The sequence below is a fragment of the Winogradskyella undariae genome (assembly GCF_013285155.1).
Taxonomy (GTDB): domain Bacteria; phylum Bacteroidota; class Bacteroidia; order Flavobacteriales; family Flavobacteriaceae; genus Winogradskyella; species Winogradskyella undariae.
Map to the genome: position 1 here is coordinate 226,045 of NZ_JABTEL010000004.1, position 19,923 is coordinate 245,967.

Sequence of the window (19,923 nt, forward strand, 5' to 3'; positions counted from 1 at the left end):
GAAAAAGGGAGCTGCAAACCCAATTAAATATTTTTTATAGATAATGCAACTCACTAAAACAGATTTCATACAATACTTAAATTGCCCAGAATTATTAAGATTACTTAAAAACAAGCTTGAAATTTACCCTAAAGGAAAGATGTAAACGATTAACTTTAATTATTGAAATTGAGTTATCAACAAAATTTAAATTTTAATTAACACCTTCTGTTAACAAAAAAATCTATATTTGCATGAAGATTACGTTTGATAATAACAAATTAAAAAAGTATGCTAACAATGATAGCTTAGCAGAAAGAAAATTAGGAAAGCGAGAAGCCGAACTGTTTAAGCAAAGACTTGATGACTTAACAGCAGCCAAAAACTTAGAAGATGTTAGATATTTACCAGGAAAGTATCATGAATTAATTGGAAATAGAAAAGGACAATGGGCTTGTAATTTAGTTCATCCTTATAGATTAATTTTTGAACCCCATGAAGACCCAATCCCTGAAAACGAGAATGGTCAATATCTTTGGATTGAGATAAAGGGGGTTGAAGTAATTGAAATTGAAGATTATCACTAACAAAAAAAAAAATGGCAACAATTAACGAATATTATCCGCAGTCTGTTTCACACCCAGGAACTACTTTGTCAGAAATATTATCTGAAAAAAAAATGGGAGCAAAGGAGTTTGCAGTAAGAACAGGTAAGCCTGAGAAAACAATATCAGATGTACTAAATGGTAAGAGTAGTATAACTCCTGAAATGGCTATTCTATTTGAACAAGTTTTGAAAATTCCTGCACACTTTTGGATTAACAGACAAAAAAATTATGATGAATACTTTGCTAGAATAGAGTATCAAAAGACTATTGAAGAGGGAATAGAATGGTCTAGACAATTTCCCTATGCAAAGATGGCTTCATTAGGCTGGATTGAACCGACATTAAAAAAAGAAGCAAAAGTTATTAATTTATATGATTACTTCGAGGTTTCTAATACCAAAGGGTACCATGACTTTTATTACAATCAGAAACTTTTAGTTAATTTCAGAATTTCATTAAAAAACAATGAAAATGCAGGAGCAATAGCAGCTTGGTTAAGGCAAGGTGAAATACAAGCAAAAAAAATGGTAGTTACTGAGTTTAGTAAAAACGGCTTAAGTAAGGTTTTACCAGAACTAAAGAAAATAATGGCTATACAGCCAATTGATTTCTTTGCCCAAATACAAGAACTTTGTAAAAGTATTGGTCTTAAGGTTGTTCATACACCTTGCTTACCTAAAGCTCCTATACATGGTTCTACTAGATGGCTCGGCAATACACCTTTAGTACAATTAAGTGGTAGGTACAAAAGAAATGATATTTTTTGGTTCACTTTTTTCCATGAAATTGGTCATATTTTACTACATGGTAAAAAATACATATCAATAGAGAATATTGAATATGATGGTGAAAACCAAGTTTATGAAAATGAAGCAAATGAATTCTCTGCAAATATTCTTTTAACCAAAGCTGAAGAACAAGAAATAATAAAAAATCAAAGATTAACTGAAAAAGACGTAGTTGCTTACGCAAATAAATTTAAAACTCATCCTGCTGTCATCATAGGGAGGCTACAGTACTTAAAACTAGTCCCTTTTGGTTTGGGTAATCATTTATGTAAACCTATTGATTTCACAGTCAAATAAGATAAAAAAAACACCCTGTAATTAAACAGGGTGCATCACTCAACTCAAAAACCAACGATGTTTAGAATCACCATTGATAGCATTTGCCAGACCTTGAGTAAAATCAAAGGCATTGACATTTCTTGATAGAAAAGAATCTATGTAAGAGCCCTTATTAGCTCCTGTGAAGAGATTATATACATTCCAAAGGTTAATATCTCCATTTCCGTTTCTACAAAAGCTATCATCTAAATAATAGTCTTTAGCTACTGTAGAAATCTGTCCATCATTAAGCATTAATTCTGGAATTAGAGCCTTTTCCGCTTTTGGTAAAAAGTTATATAACCTTGCTCTACCTATAAGCTGAGCAAATTGCTGTTCAGTTAAATTATGCTGTGATAGCTGCTTCATATCCTGTAAATGGGATTGTGCACTATACCCCTCTATTAAGTCCATAATTTTAGACTGTAATTCAGAATAGTTTCCTACTCGCATTTCATCTTGATACCCATCTGTAGAAATACATAGGTTACAACAGACCATATTTTGAAAACCTACAAAAAACTTAAATTTCTCATACGTTTTTCTGTTATACAAGTTTTCTTGATTGTAAGCTCTAACACCTCCAACAGTTAATGATACATCATGACCATTTATGTTTTCTGTAATAGATGGTATTCTAATGATAAATGCCATTCTTTCAAAGTACTGTGTTTTCTCATGTTCTAAAAGCTCTTTTACTGGCTTGTAAATAGCATCAGCAGTTCTGCCTTTAATTTGATGAGAAACTCTAACCTCTGGCACTTCAATTGTATGATGTGAAAACACCTTACCAATACAGTCTTGAGCTATTTCTATAAACTCTTGATGCGCTAATGTCTTCTCATTATCTTTACTGAATACAGGAATGATACATTCATGTTTTAAAGTAGAAAGGCTAACCTCTTTTGTGTTAGCCTCTATAAATGGGTTATGCTGATATACTTTATTTTTTGAAGGTATTTGCAAAGGATGCACAATTTCAGGAATACCTTCAAGATTATTAAATACTCCTTGACGTTGCTTGTTAAGCTCTGTTACTGATACTATTTCCATTTTGACTAAAATTTTGTGGGTTAACTAATTTTTCTAATAAATCTTTTTTAGCTTGATACAAAGCTTTTAAAGGCAACTGAAAACTCGGGTGTTCTTTGTATAATTCCATTAGTTTACTAACAGATAAACACTCTTCTATTCTCTGTTTTATATCTTCTTCTTTTACAGGTGAAGTACACCATTCTAAAATGCGTTTTCCTGTAGAAGTATTAATCATAAATTCTGGTCTACCTGAAAACAGATTAGTTCTATCTTTACTTGCTACTGCAAAGTGCTTAATATCTATATCAAATACTATAGTAAATTCATAAGACACATCATCTCTTTGTACAGCTTTAAGACCAACTTTTTCAGGAACATACTTTCCATCTTTTTGTTGTAGCACATAATCCTGTTTTGTTCTCATTGTCGCTATAACATGTGCATCACATTGTAAAATCTTATTTATAAATGCTTTTTGTCTAGGTGTAACTTTACTCCAATTAGCAAAAGAATTCCCTGGTAGTTTTGAATGGTAATCTAAAAGCTCATCCCATACTTGAGAGATGGAATCCAGCACTATCACTTCCATTCCTGCCTCTTCACAAACAGTTATAGCTTCTATAAATTTCTCTGGTGTATAAGGTGGTTGTAATGGCAATACATTGTAGTTACCTAAATGAGCATAAAGGTCAGCTGAGCCATTTTCTGTATCAATTACAGCCACTTTATCCAGTTGGTCATTAGTTAGCCCTTTAGCCAATAAAAGTGAGCTTAAGCTCTTGCCTGAACCTGATGAACCTTGTAGAGCCATTTTAATTTTTGCTTGTTGTCTTTCTGATTTTCTTAATTGCATAATCTTATGTTTTTGAAGGTTAATATTAATTTGAATTATTTTTAAGTTGAACCTGAATAGATTCAGTACATAATGAAAAAGACTCTCAGTGTTGAGAGTCTTTTCATATAGTTTTAAGATGCATATTGTAATATGGGTTCTTCTAAAAGTTTTGACATTGCGTCATCAATAATGTCATCTTTAAACTCTTTAAGGTAAGCTTGTGTTATACTAACATCAGCATGCCCCATAGACTTTCCAATAACATCAGTTGAAATACCTGCAAACTTTAAGTTAGTAGCAAAGCTATGTCTAATAACATAAGATGTTACATTTTGTTCCAAACCTTGAATTTCAGCTATCTCTTTGAGTTGCTTATTAAATCGTCTTAATGTTTTATGCTTCCTGTTGTCTATTTGTATTGGTGTTAAGTCTTCTTTTAGTAAAATTGGAAACACATATTTTGTTGGTCTATTCTGAGCTTTGTAATAAGCTATAATTTGCTTTACAGGCTCTAACATTTTAACTGTAAACTTACCTTTGGTTTTAGAACGTATATATTGAACCCTATCTCCTTGAATATTATCCCATTTCAATTTCATCATATCAACAAAATTCATTCCTCCCATGTAATAGCTAAAAACCAAGTAGTTCTTAGTGTTAATCAAATGCGGATATTTCTGGGTATCAATAGCTTCCATCAACTTCATTTCATCTCTAATCAATGCTTTTTTAACCCCTTTAGCTTTAAACTTTGAAATTTTATAAATCTTAAACGGATAGTATTTTTCATCTACAATTCCACTTTTAATAGCATAGTTATATAAAGCTCTAATAGTTCTCATTTTTATACCAATACCTCCATTGGAATTATTATTACCCCTTAAAAAGGTTTCATACTTATCTAGAAAAGCTGGTGTGACTTCTCTAAACACAATGTTTTTGTTCTTATGAAATTTAAAAAACGAGTTATAAGTGTCTTTATATGGTTTTGAATTACCTATCCTTCCTGCTTTTATAAAATCTTTTATTTTTTCTTTCCAGAATTCTGAGACAGTTACACTGGAAGATTTACGCCCCCTAAACTTGGCTTCAAATTGATTTAAAGTAAAGTCAATGTCATCTAAAGCAAAGTCGTATATTATTTGTAGTGCTTTTTCTTGTTTCTTTAATAGAATTCTATTTCTCTGTGAAGCATTTGGACATGATTTTTTAAACTCATTTTTTTTAGTATCCCAATCCTCTTTTTTACATATCATACCTAAAGAAATTAGCTTAGACTTTCTGTCTTTGACTATTCTTAGGATTACTGGTAATTCATTTTGTTTATTCGGTTTGTTTCTAAGGGTTATATTAATACTTGCCATCTTATTTATGTTTTAGAAAAGTGACATATTCCTGTTATAGTAAGTAAGGAATGTGTAATACTTTATTTGTTAACTATTTAGTAATTCATTAAACTTTTGGATTAAACTTGCTCTTAAAAAGGTCTTAGTTTTTAGTAAATCGTTTTTAACCAATAATCTTTGAAATTCTAATTTTTCTTTAGATTTACGATTTCTGTTTTCTCTCTCTGAAAGTGTTTCCCAATAGTTGTAGCTTAAGTAAGACTCTAATTGACTTTTATCTTTTTTAGTTATTTTGGTATCAGCCATAACACTATCTACTATGGTGAGTTCATCAAACCGTTTTAGTAAATCGTTGAAAAGATTCAGTAAGCACTTTTTAGATTTTAAATCGTGAAGTTTAAAGACTCCCATTGGGTGAAAGCTCTTGTTACTTTTGTACTTTATTTCAATCCTAATAATATGCTCTTCTAAGCCATATTGTTTTGCCTTATCATAAATCTTAAAGTAATAGTTGTAATGGTTGAATTGTTTGTATTCTCCTTTACCTCCAAACTGCTCATTATGATTATGTATTTTTAGTTGATGTAGTATTAAATTTTGTCTTATAATACATTCTGCTGGCACTGGTAATTTTATATTTAAACCAAATTCTAACTGGGTTAAACGCGTGTTTTTTAAATCTGTTAACCTATTATCTAAATGGTCTATAGTTTTACAAAGTTCAGAATACCTAAAGTCATTATGATTGTGAGCATCTTTACCATTTAATTGGTTATTTAACTTATGAATTGAATTCTTTACATAAGCATACTTATCATTGATTCTAATTTCCATATTACCAATATTAGTAGTAAATGGGTATCTAATTTCACCTGAATGACATTCAAGAACTGTAAGTAATTCCTCAAAATTATCTTTGTTACAAACAAAGGGCTCAATTCTATCTTTGTCCTTAAAGTTAAGTCTAACAAAATCTATCATGATGCTAGATTTTTGCTGGTTCTACTTAAATAGTCCTCAACGTCAGTATCTAATTCATCATTAGACAGTACTTTGCCATTAAAAATCCATTCATCAAGTTCAGATTTCTTGAAATAGATTTTTTTACCTCCAGGTTTGTAAAATGGAATTTCCTTTTTACTCGTCATCTTGAACAAACAAGACTTTGAAAGTTGTAAATACACTGTAGCATCTTCTACAGTTAGGATTTCTTTTTGCTGTATGTTTAGAGCTAAAAGAAGGTCTTTAATTTCTTTAATTTCATTTTGGATAAATTCCATAACTTTAAATTGTTATGGATGTGCACATCCTTGTTATTGTTGAAACAAAGAAACTGCGAAGAAGACCTTACATTAGTTTACCATACCTTGACCGTATGGTAAAGCTATATTTATAGTGAAGAAATAATGATGTCAATTCTATCTTTAGAAGCCGGATTGTCTGACATAGCTTCTCTAGATTGTTTTAGATTTTTTAATTCATTTCCTTTATGGTCTCTAAACACATATCTAATGAATTTATAAAGGTCGTTTATGATACTTCGACTTAAAAATCTCTTATCTATAAGCTCGTCTAAAAAGTAAAGCAATGATGGCTTACTAACATAATTTTTATTCTTACCTGTAATTAGCCAATTAATACCTTCGTCTATTTCTTTTCCTGTAAAGGCATTAATAAACTCTTCTAGTGAACAAGAAATAACTGATGGTTTTTCATGAAGCTGTTTATATAAAGTTTTAATTTTAGATAATTGCTCTTCAGGTGTCTTTGCTATAAACACAAAGGAAGGTGTATAAGAATAGTTTGTAGATTGTTTTGAATACTGGTCAATCAAGCTATCTAATTGCTCTAAATACGAGAGTAAAAAGGGAAATTCTTTACAAGCACTATTACTAAAAAGACTGTTTAGTTTTATTCTTAAAAAATCGGCATAAGCCCTAACTTCTTTTTTTTCAGAAAAGCGTTTCTGAAAGCCTAACTCAATGAACTCTTTAGCTCTTTTAACTTCCTGCTTAAGCTTTGATTTAGAAGAATGTTCAAAAGAAAAAGTAATATACTCTGATGCTACTTCGTCATGATGAATGTTAAGTACTTTAATAATGTGATTTACATTATCTATTTCATCTGTATTATTAAAATACAATTCTTCAGTAATATCTGTGTAAAACTTTTTTAGGTCTCTATGTATTTCATTTTCTAAATACCAATCAAAAAATGCTAAAGGGAATTCTGCTGTACTTTCCATAAATCAAAACTAATAAAAACCGTGATTACAAAAAGAGAAATGTTTGACCTATGTTTGACCTCAATCCACAAAAAAAGCCTTACATCTCTGTAAGGCTTATGTTTACTAGTGGTCCCACTTGGGCTCGAACCAAGGACCACCTGATTATGAGTCAGGTGCTCTAACCAACTGAGCTATAGGACCAATTAACATTACTGTTAATTTTACTCTTATTTAAAAGAGATTGCAATATTACTACATATTTTAAAACTGACAAAGAATTTTTAACTCTTTATATCTTGGCAAAGTTCAATTAGTACACCATTGGTTGATTTTGGGTGTAAAAAAGCGATTAATTTATTGTCCGCTCCACGTTTTGGTTGTTTATGAATCATTGTAAAGCCTTCTTTTGTTAAGCGCTCTATTTCAGCTTCAATATCATCTACAGCAAAAGCAATATGATGCATGCCCTCCCCTTTTTTCTCAATAAATTTAGCAATCGGACTGTCTTCTGTTGTTGCCTGCAATAATTCAATTTTATTAGGTCCACACTTAAAAAATGAGGTTTTTACACCTTCACTTTCTACATCTTCAATTTTATAATGAGCTTCACCAAATAAGGTTTTAAATAAATGGTTAGAATTTTCAATGTCTTTTACTGCAATACCTATATGTTCTATTTTTTTCATCTTTATTGGATTACAATTTCAGCTAAAAACAGAAATCGTATTAATAATTTACATTCAAAAATAAGATTATCTTTAAATAACCTCTACTTTTGCAAATCATTAGTTATAATGATTATTATGGAAGAATTTACACAGAGACAGAAAAAAATAGGAGGTATACTCCAACAAGATTTAGCAGAAGTTTTACAAAAAGCAGCTTCTGATGGGGGTTTACGAGGTGTTATTATCTCAGTAAGTAAAGTAAATGTTACTACAGATCTTTCTATGGCTAAGGTGTATCTTAGTATTTTTCCGAATAAAGAAGCTGAGCCTTTATTAGAAGGAATTAAATCTAATAAACCACTTATTAGACACGAATTAGCGCAACGTACACGTCACCAATTGAGACGTATGCCACAATTAGAATTTTTTATTGACGATTCTTTAGAATATATTGATGGTATTGAGCGTTCTCTTAAAGGTGAAGACAATCCGTTAGAGAACCCAGATTTATTAGGTAAGCGCAAAAAATCATAAGTGAATTTCCCTTTATATATAGCAAAACGTTATCTGTTTTCTAAAAGCAGTAATAATGCTATTAATATAATGACGTTAATTGCTTCTGGTGGTGTTGTTATAGCAGCAGCAGCACTCTTTATTGTATTGTCTGTCTTTGCGGGCTTAAAAGATTATAGTCTTAACTTTTCCTCTTTTGTAGATCCAGATTTAAAAGTATTACCTTCTGAAGGTAAGTCGTTTAAATGGACAGAAAACGATATCAATTCTCTTTTAAAGATTGAAGGTATTGCGGCCTATTCTGCGATTATTGAAGAACGGATTATCATTAAATCTGAAAACAAAAATCTTATTGCAACTCTAAAAGGAGTCGATAAAAACTACCTTAATGTTACTAATATTGATTCAATGGTAACAAAAGGGTATTGGATTAAACCCGGTAGTCACGAGGTCGTTTCTGGTTGGGGAATATCTAATAATCTCTCTTTTGGCATTTTAGATTTCCGAAAATCCTTATCCTTATATATTCCTAAAGCAGGGAAAGGCCAAGCGAGTTCTGCTAAAGGCTATTATAATTCTGTATATGTAAATAATGTTGGCTTATTTGAAATTAATGAAGAACTTAATAATAACTACATTTTTTCAGATATTACGCTTGCTAAGCAATTATTAAGCTATCAAGACAACCAACTAAGTGCTATTGAACTTAAGTTAAAACCAGGCACTAAAGAAGAAGAAATAAGAACACAGCTTAAAGCTACCTTTGGAAATAAAATAGTAATTAAAAACAGAGCACAATTAAATGATGCGTTATTCAAAATGTTGAATACTGAAAACCTTGCTGTTTATCTCATATTTACTTTAGTAATTATCATTGCCCTTTTTAATGTTATTGGTGCTATTATTATGATGATTCTGGATAAGAAAAAATCACTTAACACCTTATTTAATTTAGGTACAGAAACCAAAACGATTAAGTCTATTTTCTTTCTACAAGGAAGTTTAATGACTGTTGTTAGCGGACTAATTGGTGTGAGTATTGGCCTTGTAGTAGTCTTATTACAATTATCTTTTGAATTGGTAATGTTAACTCCAGACTTGCCTTACCCTGTTCGTATTAACTTCTTTAATGTACTTATTGTTTTAGCTACGATTTTTACTTTAGGTATTATCGCATCTAAAATTGCTTCTCAGAGAATTACTCAAGGTTTGATAAAAAGTTAGAAAATAAATAAACTTATTTTTCAAATACCCCCAAATTTTAAAAATCAAAATCATGAAACAACTTTTACTTTTAACTATTTTAATTTTTTCTAAATCTCTTTCTGCGCAGACAATTTATACCTATACGGGCATAGGGGACTGGACAGAAGAAACCAATTGGTCACCAAATTACCCTGGCATAATAATAAGTGAGACTGATGAAGCTATAATATCTACTGATAGTGAGGTCTCTCTTCTATACGGAACTATTAACGGAAAACTAACTATTAATGGTGAGTTAGAGACATCGTCTACCTTAACCATTAACGGAGAACTAACTATTAATGGTTACCTAAACAATAGATCCACATTAACAATTAATGGAACAGCAACAAACAATGGAACGCACCTATCTAGTTCATTTTTAAGAATATATGGACAGTACACAAATAAAGAAACCCTAACACTTAATTCTTTTTCATATATTTATCCTGATGGAGTTTTAAACAATGAAACTTCTATGACTAGTATTTTATTTTATAACGATGGAACTCTAAATAACACAGGGACTTATATAAATAACAGTAGTTTATACGGGAATAATAATATACATACTTCAGATTTTGTAAACACCAAAAATTTAATACCAGGAAGCAATAGTAATAGTATTGGAACTTATAATTTTGATGCTAACTTAAGCTTAATTAGTAGTGCTACTTTAACAACAGAAATTGAAAGTACCACTGAAGTTGATTTAGTAAACGTTAATGAAACAGCAACAATTGGTGGTAAATTAAAGGTTAATCTACTAGAAGATTACGACCCAGCAATAGGAACAACTTATACCATTTTACAAGCCAACGCTATAACAGGTACTTTTAGTAGTATTGAATATCCTGATTTAGGTACTAATAAAGAGTTTTCTATTACTTATAACACAGATAATATAGTTCTTGAAGTTGTGGAAAGTACATTATCTATCGGTTCTGACAACGAATTAAACAGTGTAATTATTTACCCTAATCCTACTTCGAGTGTTTTAAATATAAATAACACTAATACTGTTTCACAAATAGCTATCTATTCTGTTTTAGGTCAAAAAATTAAAACATTGACACTAAGTATAGGAAATAATAGTATAGATGTAAGTCATCTAAAAAAAGGCGTTTACATGCTTTTAATTGATAAAAACTTATACAAGTTTATTAAAAATTAGAGAACTTATTCTTTTATAAACTTATTTGGGCGCTATTTGGTTTTAATCAAATAGCGCCCATTTTTTTAAATCAATTTAGCATACAATACTTTTTAAAATAAATAAAAGTAAGCACAAATCAATAATAGCATTTTAGTTAAATATGAAGAATTTATAAAGTGAATTTATAATCAGAAAACTTATCTAAAACCTCATCAAAGGCAGCAAAAACATCCTTAGAGTCATCACTTGTTACCATTTTCATTCGGTATTCCTTAAAATGCGGAATTCCTTTAAAATAGTTAGTATAATGTCTTCGGGTTTCAAAAACCCCTAAGGTTTCTCCTTTCCAATCAATTGCCATTTGAAGATGACGTCTTGCGGCATCTATACGTTCTGCTAACGAAATAGGAGCTAAGTGTTCACCTGTTTCAAAAAAGTGCTTCACCTGCTTAAAAAACCATGGATTTCCTATAGATGCTCTACCAATCATAGCGCCATCTAACCCGTAAGAATCTCGCATTAGCATCGCTTTTTCTGGTGTATCTACATCTCCATTTCCAAATACAGGAATATGCATACGAGGGTTATTCTTCACCTCAGCAATCGGTTTCCAATCAGCTTCACCTTTATACATTTGAGCCCTAGTTCTACCATGAATAGAAATTGCTTTACAACCTACATCTTGCAAACGTTCTGCAACCTCAACTATTTTAATAGAATCATGATCCCAACCTAGTCTGGTTTTTACAGTGACAGGTAAATTAGTACGCTTTACCATTTCTGCAGTCAACTGTTCCATTAAACAGATATCTTTTAAAATACCTGCTCCTGCTCCTTTTGATACTACTTTTTTAACCGGACAACCAAAATTGATATCTATAATATCTGGATTCGACTTTTCAACAATATCAATAGTTTGCAGCATACTTTCCATATTGGCTCCAAAAATTTGAATACCAACAGGGCGTTCTTTTTCATAAATATCTAATTTCATAACGCTTTTTGCTGCATTACGAATAAGACCTTCACTACTTACAAACTCTGTATACACTACATCTGCGCCCTGCTCTTTGCAAAGTGCTCTAAATGGTGGATCGCTAACATCTTCCATAGGTGCTAAAAGCAATGGAAAGTCAGGTAATTCTATGTCGCCTATTTTAACCAAGAGTATATATTTTGTCGCAAAATTAAGGTTTTTATTATTCTTTGTTAATCTACTTAATAAACTATGTAAAAAATCAATTCAGTTTTAATATGTATATTTATCTCAAAACATTAAAAATGAAAAAGATATTACTTCCTATTTTTATAGTATTAGGCTTACTTGTGAGTTGTGATGCTATAGATGAATTAACAAAATTTGATTTAGATTATCAAAGCAATTTTTCAATTCCGCCAACAACCTTAGTTAATATTCCTATTACTTTAGATACTCCCGATATCACCACGGGTTCTGAATCTTCTTTTGAAAGTAATAACACACACAAAGATTTAATAGAAAGTATTAAATTAAAAACAATGACAATAACAATTGAAACTCCAGAAGATGGTGATTTCAATTTTCTAAAAGAAATATATATTTACATTAATGCTGAAGGTCTTGAAGAGATAGAAATTGCAAATGGTATTGATTTACAAAACATCAATTCTAATGTTTTAGAATTAAATATTTTAGACCAAGAATTAAGAGAATACATTAAAGAAGATAGTTTTAACCTAAAAGTGAGAACAACTACTGACGAAACTATTAATGAAACTCACAATATCGTAATTGACACAAAGTTTAGGGTTGATGCTGAAATTTTAGGTGTATAAATGATATAAAACGTGTTACAAATTGCGAAACGTTTAATCTATTCCTTGTGTTTTCTTACGATGGTAAATATTTAGCTTTTTTTCAAACCGAAATAATAGCGGTAGTAGAGATACTATTTTGTTTATTGCTCAATGACAAGATTAGTTTAAATCTTTAAGTCTATCTCGTTCTTCAGCATCTGTGGTGTGTTCATTGGTATTAAGTTTAGTGTTACCAAATTTGTAACTAAAACCTAACTTAATAAATCGATTATCACTATTTACAAAACCAGTATTGCTTTGATCTAAGTATTGTGTTTTTGTATAAGTATATTGCTTATTAAATAAGTCTTCAACAGAAAGTGATAAGGTTCCTTTTTTATTTAAAATAGATTTAGAAATGCTTAGCGTAGAAAATAGTTGTCCCTTAACTGTAGTAAAACGTTGAAGGTTTTTAGTTGAATAGAACATTGATAAATTGACATTTAAACTATTATCCTTGAGAAGATATAAGTTTGGTGATAAAATAAATATCTGAGACCATTGATCTTTTTCTACATAGTCTGTATCAAAATTTAATTGCTCTTTTACATAATACGTTGAAGAAACAGCATAAACGCTCCATTTATTAGATGGATAATAATTAAAAATTAAATCTAATCCCGTTTCTGACGTTTTATCAATATTAGTTGGTGTGTAAGCAATGATATTTGTATCGTTATCTTGTCTTGGAAATTCTTCAATTGCATCATCCGTATTCACATAATACCATTCTACAGTAAAATAGTCTAAAAAGTTAACACCAACTTTAAAATGATCTATAAATGAAGGTGTTAAATATGGGTTACCTAAAACAACCGTATTTTCGTTTATAAAAAAGGTAAATGGGTTTAGATCTTTATAACTCGGCCTAGTAATACTACGTTTATAACTGGCATCAATAGTTACATCATCTGTTAATTGGTATGATAAACTAGTGTTTGGAAACCAATTTAAATAATTTTGTGTATTTGTTTCACCCATCATTAAAGACTCTCCTTCAATATTAGTTTGTTCTACTCTAAAACCAAGAATTATATCCCATTTATTCCAAGTTGTGCTATAGTTTGCGTATCCTGAAAACACATTTTCTTTGTAATTAAAAACATCTGTATTACCCACATTTAAAACTTCAGAATTCCCAATAATATCTAATCTTGTAATATCACTATCTGTTTTTACATTAGAATATTTAACGCCAGTTTCAAAATTAGAACTTTCATTGATAGGTAATCTATAATCTATTTTGCCCGTTGTAATATCTGTATTTTGATTTGCATTGGTCATAAATTCAGCATCGCCGGTAAACACATTACTATTATCATAGAAACGACTTAAAACCTTTTGGTCTCTATCATAATCATAAGCTGTATAGTGTAAATTAAAAGAAAGAGTAGAGCTGTTTTCATAATTATGTACAAAAGTTACATCTGTACCAACATTATACTTATTATCTCTAGATAAATTACCTGAAGTAAAACGGGATGCAAACACTGAGTTTTCATCTGTAATATTAGTATTGTTATTTATCTTATATTTAAAATAGGGCATATACAACCCTGTACTGGTTACGCTTAGTGTACTTTTATCATTAATATAATAATCAAAATTAAGATTAAGATTATGTGTTTGATACCAGGTATTTCTATTTATGTTAGACTCCCAAATTTCTTCTGTATTATTAGAATTGTCTAAATAATTTACAACATATTCTTGATCTCTATTAATTTTTTTATCAGAATAGCTGTAGTTAAGGTTAAGGTTTATTTTGTCATTTTTAAAATAATGACTTGTTGATGCATTGTATCTTGGAAAAACACCTTGAGTATAATTAGTTTGTACACTTCCTCTATAACCAGTCACTAAATTTTTACTCATTACAATATTTATTATCGAACCGCTATCTGCATCGTAACTAGCAGGTGGATTTGTAATAACTTCAATAGATTTAATATTATTGGCAGGTGTACTTTCTAAAAGCTGTATTAATTCAGATGACGTTAATTGTACTCTTAGATTATTTATAAAGACTGTTGCTTTTGCACTTTTAATATTAATACCTTGATCTCCTACTATAATTCCAGGCGTATTTTTTAAAACACTTAATGTAGACCCCTCTATTAATGCTGTATTCTCTACATTAAAAATTAAACGATCTAGTTTTCGTGTTATGGTTGGTTTTTTAGCAACGACAGTAACTTCTCCTAGGTTTTCTGAAGATTCTTTAAGTGTAATCGTTTTTAAATCTAAATCTGAGGTAAGTACAATTTTTTGATTAAAGTTTTCAAACCCCACATAGCTAACCTTAAGAAAAAATGTACTCTCTGTTAAAGTAGTTAAACTAAAAAAACCTGAATCATCTGTTGAAGTGCCTGTAAAGTAATCATCTTCATTTTCTGTTAAAAGAACAACATTCGCAAACTCAATCGGATTATTATTCACATCAACGACACGACCAGAAAGAGTATATTCTTGTGCAAATGCCATAAAAGATAGAGCAAAAAAAAGGACACAAAAATAGTGGCGTTGGTTAATAATCATAAAATTACGTTTGTCTCGCAATATATAAATTGTTTTTTACTTTCTATTGTGGTTTTTCCTCAGTATAATCCATTTTATAAAACAAATATTTTAGATACGTTAAAGCACAAGAAATCAATTATATTTGCAAATTAGTTATTGCCTTAGAAAAAAGACATGAAAAACATACGTAATTTTTGTATTATAGCCCATATTGACCACGGTAAAAGCACTTTAGCTGACCGTCTATTAGATGTTACAGGTTCTGTAACTGCTCGTGAACAACAAGCTCAGCTTTTAGATAGTATGGATTTAGAGCGCGAACGTGGTATTACCATAAAATCGCACGCCATTCAAATGGATTATGAATATAAAGGCGAAAAATATGTATTAAATCTTATTGACACACCTGGTCACGTAGATTTTTCTTACGAAGTTTCTCGTTCTATCGCAGCTTGTGAAGGTGCTTTATTAATTGTAGATGCAGCGCAAAGTATACAAGCACAAACGATTTCTAACCTTTATTTAGCCTTAGAAAATGATTTAGAAATTATTCCGGTATTAAACAAAGTAGATTTACCTAGTGCTAACCCGGAAGAAGTTACAGACGATATTGTTGATCTTTTAGGTTGTGATCCAGAAGAAGTAATTCACGCTAGTGGAAAAACAGGTTTTGGTGTCGAAAATATTTTAAAAGCCATTATTGAAAGAATTCCTGCACCAAAAGGAAATGTAGATGAACCACTTCAAGCTTTAATTTTCGATTCAGTTTATAATACTTTTAGAGGAATTGAAACTTATTTTAGAGTCTTTAATGGAGAAATTAAAAAAGGACAAAAAATTAAATTCGTTGCTACAGGAAAAGAATATTTTGCAGATGAAGTTGGGACTTTAAAACTAACTCAAGTTGCAAAACAAAGTGTAAAAGCTGGTGATGTTGGCTATTTAATTACAGGTATAAAAACGGCTAAAGAAGTAAAAGTAGGAGATACCATAACTGATTTTGCTAACCCAACAACCAATGTTATTGCAGGTTTTGAGGATGTAAAACCAATGGTATTTGCTGGTATTTACCCCGTAGATACAGAAGATTACGAAGAGTTGAGAAACTCTATGGAAAAACTTCAACTAAACGATGCGTCATTGGTGTTTCAACCAGAAAGTTCTGCAGCTTTAGGATTTGGTTTCCGTTGTGGTTTCTTAGGAATGCTTCACATGGAAATTATACAAGAACGTTTAGAACGTGAGTTTGATATGACGGTAATTACTACCGTACCTAACGTATCGTACCACGCGTACACCAATAAAAATCCTACTGAAGCTTTTATAGTTAACAATCCTACTGATTTACCAGAACCAACAACCGTAAACCGTGTTGAAGAGCCATTTATAAAAGCTACCATTATTACAAAATCTGATTTTGTTGGTAATGTAATGAGTCTGTGTATTGAAAAACGCGGAATGATTATAAATCAAACCTATTTAACTACAGAACGTGTTGAGTTAATTTTTGAAATGCCATTAGCCGAAATTGTATTCGATTTTTACGATCGTTTAAAAACGGTTTCTAAAGGTTATGCATCTTTCGATTATCATCCAATAGGTATGAAAGCTTCTAAATTAGTACGTTTAGACGTATTATTAAACGCACAGCCTGTAGATGCCCTTTCTGCTTTAATACACACAGATAACGCACATGACATAGGTAAGAAGATGTGTGAGAAGCTAAAAGAATTAATACCTAGACAACAATTCGATATTCCTATCCAAGCAGCTATTGGAGCAAAAATTATAGCACGTGAAACCGTAAAAGCACTTCGTAAAGATGTAACTGCAAAATGTTATGGTGGTGATATTTCTCGTAAACGTAAGTTATTAGAGAAACAGAAAAAAGGTAAGAAACGTATGCGTCAAGTTGGTAATGTAGAAATACCTCAACAAGCATTTATGGCTGTTTTAAAGTTAAATGATTAAACTTTAATTGGTAATAAATATTAAAAATTTATTGTTTTCCCTATAATTCAAAAAAACAGAAGCAATTAGCTTCTGTTTTTTTTTATACAATAATAACTATTTCTTAGTTACAAGTAGCTCCTGCTGCTTCATATGCAGAAATAATATCGTCAAAAGAAGTTCCTTCAGGAAGATCCTCAGTAACCGATTGACCTTCAGTAGTATAAGTATAAGTACCATCTCCATTATCACAATATTCTGTAGAGGTAGCGAATCCAAATATTTCTAAATCACATGTTTGACAAGCAGAATCACTTCCTCCATCGCTACTGTCATCATCACTTGAACAAGATGTAAAACCGATAGCTGCGATTACTGCAAAAGATAAAATAATTTTTTTCATAATAAATTGATTTTTGTTAAGATTTTTAACAAATATGCACTTTTTATGATAAAAACAAAATAAAATAATTTTTTTTAGACGAACGGTACAATCAAAATTGGTAATCACCTACAATAAATGATATAAAATACTAAAAAACAGCTATTTAATATAAAAATTATTAAAATGAAAATAACAAGGAAGCTCTCCTTCATCATTTTTTTTAACAAAGGATTCCAATATTTATCTTTACTTGCCTTTTTCATAAGGTTTTCATAATAGGCTACATCTTCTATTTCTTGCATTACAGGATATTTACGTGTTACTTCTATTAAATTGAAAAATCATCCGTAGGAGAGAATAAACCTTCTTTCTGTCTCTTTTCCGGAAAACTCATCTTAACTGAAGCACTAATAAACACAAACCGTTTTCTCCAAATTATTTTCTAAATTTTTCAAGGTTACAGTTTTCTAACACCAAAACCACTAATAAACCAGACTCGTGAGTAAACAATTCAAATTCAACAAATACTAATAACATATTATAATATTAAACTCAACCCAATATGTTAATATGGAAAATTATGAGTAGAATTTTACAATGTTGCTTGGTTATTTTTTAATTTATTTTAATGAATGGACAAGCATTTTTTGAAGACTTTTTAAGTGCTTCTGGCATAGCGAACAACTTTTCCTTAGTTGGCTGAAAATGAAACAAGAGACACCAACGACTCTTATGAAGATGGTTATTCTGTAGATGATGGTGGTGCATGGCCACAGATGGTTTTCTCAATGATGGAACCACAACCATGATAATTAACATGGCAAACAGTGTAAAGCGTGGGTGGTTAATCCTACAATAGAGTATAGCCTCTAATCCAAATAATGAATCTACTTTTAAAACACTTAATTCAGGAGATAAAATTAGATTACTTATCTGTACAGATGGAGGAACAACATTTACTTCTTTAGCTTTATTTGATAGTACTATAGCAGAGTTAGGAGAAATATTCTCCGTAGTATTGATAACTCATATTTTTTAAGCGTTATGCAGTTTACTTTTTATGCATATGAAAGCGATATCAATGCTAATGTTACAAATGTATATATAGATAATTTTGTAGTAACAGATAGTTAAACTCTTTCTACAATAGATATAACCATTGCTAAAGGAATACAGCAGATAATCTATATGGGAAAGATTTAGAATTTTATGAAGTAAATGTGTTTACATTGTTGAATTAAAAAATAAGGAAGGATATACTTACACAGGTAAGTTTATTAAAAAATAATTCCATCTTTTGTCATTTTAGATTAAAAATAAAACACCACTAATAATAGAATAATTTATTCAACTAATTAAACCGTTTTTGTAGAAAAAACTTAGAAAGTGTGTCTAATTATTTTAAAGTTGAATGATAATATTAAACAATACTACAGTCATTTCTTTAGGGTTCTGTAAAATAACTTTTTTTGCATTTTGAAACCTGTAATCTATATATTAAAATATATAATTTAAAAAAAATTAACATAACTCCTATACAACTTGTTTTTATACAATCTTTTAATATATTTGTGTTAATATTAACTTAAAATATATAATTATGATTAGAATTTTACAATGTTTCTTGGTTTTTTTTGCATTTAATGTAATGAACGGTCAAGTGTTTTCGGAAGACTTTACAGGTGTTTCTGGTGTTGCAAATTCATTTTCTTTAGGAGACTGGGATCAGTTTAGAGATGATGATGATAATTATGCTAATGGAAGTTCAAATACTACTGGTGGAGCATGGGCTGCAGATACTTTTAATAATGAATCAACATCTGATGCTATTAGAATTAACATGACAAATAATGTAAAACTTGATTGGTTAACTACACCTTTAATAGATTTATCAGCTACACCTGCATCAGGTAGTTATTTTATTGAGTGGGACATGGCTTTTTCTATAAATAATGAAAGTACATTTCAAGCACTTAATGAAGGAGATGAAATTAGATTACTTGTTTCTAAAGATGGAGGAGACACATTTACATCTTTAGCCTTATATGATAGTAATACTATTATAGCAGAAGGAGGAGAATCATTCTCAATAGAATTATCTGACAACTCTTATTTTGTGGATAATGTGCAGGTTGCATTTTATGCCTTTGAAAGCGATATAACTACTAATGCTACAAATGTTTTTATTGATAATTTAGTGATAGCAGATGAAACGCTATCTACAACAGACTTAACAATCTCTGAAGGATTTGATTTATATCCAAACCCTACAACAGATGATCTTTATGTGAAAAATGTACAATTATCAGAGGTGCAATTATTTACATTAATAGGAAGAAAAATAGACGTAGAATATAGCGGATCTACTATTCACACTTCAGCTTTAGCAGCAGGAACTTATATCGTTAAATTAACAGATGATAAAGGTTATACGCACACAAGTAAGTTTATTAAAAAATAAGACTTTCTTAAGTCTGTTTATCTAAAATTAAAAGCAGTTATTTCAAAAAGAAA

General features: G+C 30.2%; 18 protein-coding genes and 1 tRNA gene. 8 read left to right on the top strand and 11 right to left on the bottom strand.

The window, feature by feature from the left end:
* Positions 1-233 precede the first annotated feature (233 nt).
* Positions 234-566 (top strand): type II toxin-antitoxin system RelE/ParE family toxin, encoded by a 333-nt coding sequence (locus HSX10_RS07515; RefSeq protein WP_173587593.1) that lies wholly within the window; start codon positions 234-236, stop codon positions 564-566.
* An 11-nt stretch (positions 567-577) separates the two neighbouring features.
* Positions 578-1,672 carry an ImmA/IrrE family metallo-endopeptidase gene (locus tag HSX10_RS07520; RefSeq protein ID WP_173587594.1) on the top strand — a complete coding sequence of 365 codons (1,095 nt, stop codon included), beginning with the start codon at positions 578-580 and terminating at the stop codon, positions 1,670-1,672.
* A gap of 39 nt (positions 1,673-1,711) precedes the next feature.
* On the opposite strand, the gene HSX10_RS07525 is transcribed toward HSX10_RS07520, so the two are convergent.
* The 8 genes from HSX10_RS07525 to mce form a co-directional block, all read right to left on the bottom strand.
* Positions 1,712-2,746, bottom strand: coding sequence for a DUF3871 family protein (locus tag HSX10_RS07525; RefSeq protein WP_173587595.1), 1,035 nt, complete (start codon positions 2,744-2,746; stop codon positions 1,712-1,714).
* A complete protein-coding gene (locus HSX10_RS07530; RefSeq protein WP_173587596.1) occupies positions 2,718-3,581 on the bottom strand; it encodes an AAA family ATPase in 864 nt (287 codons plus the stop codon). The genes HSX10_RS07525 and HSX10_RS07530 overlap by 29 nt, the downstream gene beginning before the upstream one ends.
* Positions 3,582-3,694: 113 nt before the next feature.
* On the bottom strand, positions 3,695-4,927 hold the full coding sequence (locus HSX10_RS07535; RefSeq protein ID WP_173587597.1) for a site-specific integrase: 1,233 nt from the start codon (positions 4,925-4,927) through the stop codon (positions 3,695-3,697).
* A gap of 69 nt (positions 4,928-4,996) precedes the next feature.
* A complete protein-coding gene (locus HSX10_RS07540; RefSeq protein WP_173587598.1) occupies positions 4,997-5,890 on the bottom strand; it encodes a hypothetical protein in 894 nt (297 codons plus the stop codon).
* Positions 5,887-6,189, bottom strand: a complete 303-nt coding sequence (locus tag HSX10_RS07545; RefSeq protein ID WP_173587599.1) for a helix-turn-helix domain-containing protein — start codon at positions 6,187-6,189, stop codon at positions 5,887-5,889. The genes HSX10_RS07540 and HSX10_RS07545 overlap by 4 nt, the downstream gene beginning before the upstream one ends.
* A 110-nt stretch (positions 6,190-6,299) precedes the next feature.
* A complete protein-coding gene (locus HSX10_RS07550) occupies positions 6,300-7,154 on the bottom strand; it encodes a hypothetical protein (protein ID WP_173587600.1) in 855 nt (284 codons plus the stop codon).
* Between the two features lie 109 nt (positions 7,155-7,263).
* A tRNA-Ile gene (locus tag HSX10_RS07555) sits at positions 7,264-7,337 on the bottom strand.
* A gap of 80 nt (positions 7,338-7,417) precedes the next feature.
* The gene (gene mce / locus HSX10_RS07560; RefSeq protein WP_173587601.1) at positions 7,418-7,822 is read right to left on the bottom strand and encodes a methylmalonyl-CoA epimerase; all 405 of its coding nucleotides are present in this window, start codon (positions 7,820-7,822) and stop codon (positions 7,418-7,420) included.
* Positions 7,823-7,939: 117 nt separating this feature from the next.
* On the opposite strand from mce, the gene rbfA reads away from it, so the two are divergent.
* The 3 genes from rbfA to HSX10_RS07575 are packed head-to-tail and all read left to right on the top strand — an operon-like array spanning position 7,940 to position 10,736.
* Positions 7,940-8,338 carry a 30S ribosome-binding factor RbfA gene (rbfA, locus tag HSX10_RS07565; RefSeq protein WP_173587602.1) on the top strand — a complete coding sequence of 133 codons (399 nt, stop codon included), beginning with the start codon at positions 7,940-7,942 and terminating at the stop codon, positions 8,336-8,338.
* Positions 8,339-9,541 (top strand): ABC transporter permease, encoded by a 1,203-nt coding sequence (locus tag HSX10_RS07570; RefSeq protein WP_173587603.1) that lies wholly within the window; start codon positions 8,339-8,341, stop codon positions 9,539-9,541. It begins immediately after the preceding gene.
* A gap of 52 nt (positions 9,542-9,593) precedes the next feature.
* Positions 9,594-10,736, top strand: coding sequence for a T9SS type A sorting domain-containing protein (locus tag HSX10_RS07575; RefSeq protein ID WP_173587604.1), 1,143 nt, complete (start codon positions 9,594-9,596; stop codon positions 10,734-10,736).
* A gap of 151 nt (positions 10,737-10,887) precedes the next feature.
* On the opposite strand, the gene dusB is transcribed toward HSX10_RS07575, so the two are convergent.
* The gene (gene dusB / locus HSX10_RS07580; RefSeq protein ID WP_173587605.1) at positions 10,888-11,883 is read right to left on the bottom strand and encodes a tRNA dihydrouridine synthase DusB; all 996 of its coding nucleotides are present in this window, start codon (positions 11,881-11,883) and stop codon (positions 10,888-10,890) included.
* Between the two features lie 116 nt (positions 11,884-11,999).
* Here dusB and HSX10_RS07585 point away from each other — a divergent pair, with 116 nt between their 5' ends.
* Positions 12,000-12,533 carry a hypothetical protein gene (locus tag HSX10_RS07585; RefSeq protein ID WP_173587606.1) on the top strand — a complete coding sequence of 178 codons (534 nt, stop codon included), beginning with the start codon at positions 12,000-12,002 and terminating at the stop codon, positions 12,531-12,533.
* Positions 12,534-12,674: 141 nt separating this feature from the next.
* Here the strand turns inward: HSX10_RS07585 and HSX10_RS07590 are convergent, their stop codons facing one another.
* Positions 12,675-15,038 carry a TonB-dependent receptor gene (locus HSX10_RS07590; protein WP_254453211.1) on the bottom strand — a complete coding sequence of 788 codons (2,364 nt, stop codon included), beginning with the start codon at positions 15,036-15,038 and terminating at the stop codon, positions 12,675-12,677.
* A gap of 210 nt (positions 15,039-15,248) precedes the next feature.
* Between HSX10_RS07590 and lepA the strand changes: the two genes are divergently transcribed.
* The gene (lepA, locus tag HSX10_RS07595; RefSeq protein WP_173587608.1) at positions 15,249-17,045 is read left to right on the top strand and encodes a translation elongation factor 4; all 1,797 of its coding nucleotides are present in this window, start codon (positions 15,249-15,251) and stop codon (positions 17,043-17,045) included.
* Between the two features lie 103 nt (positions 17,046-17,148).
* Here lepA and HSX10_RS07600 read toward each other — a convergent pair whose 3' ends face one another.
* Entirely contained in the window at positions 17,149-17,427 is a 279-nt protein-coding gene (locus HSX10_RS07600) for a hypothetical protein (protein ID WP_173587609.1), read from the bottom strand.
* A 1,582-nt stretch (positions 17,428-19,009) separates the two neighbouring features.
* On the opposite strand from HSX10_RS07600, the gene HSX10_RS07605 reads away from it, so the two are divergent.
* On the top strand, positions 19,010-19,870 hold the full coding sequence (locus tag HSX10_RS07605) for a T9SS type A sorting domain-containing protein (RefSeq protein ID WP_173587610.1): 861 nt from the start codon (positions 19,010-19,012) through the stop codon (positions 19,868-19,870).
* The last annotated feature ends 53 nt before the right edge of the window (positions 19,871-19,923 follow it).

Excerpts from the sequence above, each read along its gene's own strand:
- HSX10_RS07515 (WP_173587593.1), top strand. The coding sequence starts at position 234 with ATGAAGATTACGTTTGATAATAACAAATTAAAAAAGTATGCTAACAAT.
- HSX10_RS07520 (WP_173587594.1), top strand. The coding sequence starts at position 578 with ATGGCAACAATTAACGAATATTATCCGCAGTCTGTTTCACACCCAGGA.
- HSX10_RS07525 (WP_173587595.1), bottom strand. The coding sequence starts at position 2,746 with ATGGAAATAGTATCAGTAACAGAGCTTAACAAGCAACGTCAAGGAGTA.
- HSX10_RS07530 (WP_173587596.1), bottom strand. The coding sequence starts at position 3,581 with ATGCAATTAAGAAAATCAGAAAGACAACAAGCAAAAATTAAAATGGCT.
- HSX10_RS07535 (WP_173587597.1), bottom strand. The coding sequence starts at position 4,927 with ATGGCAAGTATTAATATAACCCTTAGAAACAAACCGAATAAACAAAAT.
- HSX10_RS07540 (WP_173587598.1), bottom strand. The coding sequence starts at position 5,890 with ATGATAGATTTTGTTAGACTTAACTTTAAGGACAAAGATAGAATTGAG.
- HSX10_RS07545 (WP_173587599.1), bottom strand. The coding sequence starts at position 6,189 with ATGGAATTTATCCAAAATGAAATTAAAGAAATTAAAGACCTTCTTTTA.
- HSX10_RS07550 (WP_173587600.1), bottom strand. The coding sequence starts at position 7,154 with ATGGAAAGTACAGCAGAATTCCCTTTAGCATTTTTTGATTGGTATTTA.
- mce (WP_173587601.1), bottom strand. The coding sequence starts at position 7,822 with ATGAAAAAAATAGAACATATAGGTATTGCAGTAAAAGACATTGAAAAT.
- rbfA (WP_173587602.1), top strand. The coding sequence starts at position 7,940 with ATGGAAGAATTTACACAGAGACAGAAAAAAATAGGAGGTATACTCCAA.
- HSX10_RS07575 (WP_173587604.1), top strand. The coding sequence starts at position 9,594 with ATGAAACAACTTTTACTTTTAACTATTTTAATTTTTTCTAAATCTCTT.
- HSX10_RS07585 (WP_173587606.1), top strand. The coding sequence starts at position 12,000 with ATGAAAAAGATATTACTTCCTATTTTTATAGTATTAGGCTTACTTGTG.
- HSX10_RS07590 (WP_254453211.1), bottom strand. The coding sequence starts at position 15,038 with ATGGCATTTGCACAAGAATATACTCTTTCTGGTCGTGTCGTTGATGTG.
- lepA (WP_173587608.1), top strand. The coding sequence starts at position 15,249 with ATGAAAAACATACGTAATTTTTGTATTATAGCCCATATTGACCACGGT.
- HSX10_RS07600 (WP_173587609.1), bottom strand. The coding sequence starts at position 17,427 with ATGAAAAAAATTATTTTATCTTTTGCAGTAATCGCAGCTATCGGTTTT.
- HSX10_RS07605 (WP_173587610.1), top strand. The coding sequence starts at position 19,010 with ATGATTAGAATTTTACAATGTTTCTTGGTTTTTTTTGCATTTAATGTA.